Raw genomic sequence first — 734 nt, forward strand, 5'->3', positions numbered from 1 at the left:
GGTGCGGTTTCGGGTGAGTGCTCCGGGGGCATCTGGAACACGTTTTATAATGTCCGTGATGCATAATATTGTTCGATGCGCGGTTTTTGTGCATTTGGCGAAACGTTTAATCGGCGCCGAAAACGTATGCCTATGGTTGTTTCCACAACAAAAAGTAGGCTCTAAATCGATTAATGGTCGCCATCTGCACCATTAGGTTCGATTTCAGGACACCATGTCCTATTCTCCGATCTTTATATAGTCGTTAGCCGGCGCTACAGTCCGGCAGCTTCGCGAAAGTGTTCGAGTTTTTGCTCCGTTTTCGCTGCTTTGGGAGGATTATTTCAGCCGCTTGCGATAGCCATTGGTTATCGCGGCGGCATTTGTGCGTTAACCGTCTAAATCCTTGAAATTGTTGTATAAAAACCACGCCTTGCGCGGAAAGCATGGTCCGGCTGCGGGTTGGTGCCGCTCACGAATTGCTACAGTCAGATGTCTGTGGGATGAACGTTCGGCGGTTCGATCGATCCGCACGCCGTGAGGCTGTTCAAACGGGTCGACTTTGGATCTTCGGAGACAGGGTAAAGCCCCGATCGACAAAGGAGTGGAATTCTACAATGAACATCAAGATGGTATTGCTTGCGTCGGCAGCAGCATTTGCTGCATCGACCCCGGTACTCGCAGCAGACGCAATCGTTGCTGCCGAGCMGGAGCCGGTTGAATACGTTCGCGTCTGCGACGCTTACGGCACCGGC

At 51.8% G+C, this 734-nt stretch carries 1 protein-coding gene; it reads left to right on the forward strand.

The features are described 5' to 3' along the window. Positions 1–596: 596 nt before the first annotated feature. A partial coding sequence (locus tag AC1DNW_RS35435; RefSeq protein ID WP_477855818.1) for a porin occupies positions 597–734 on the forward strand: 138 nt, incomplete at its 3' end.

Source organism: Rhizobium sp. 05L429 (assembly GCF_056397645.1).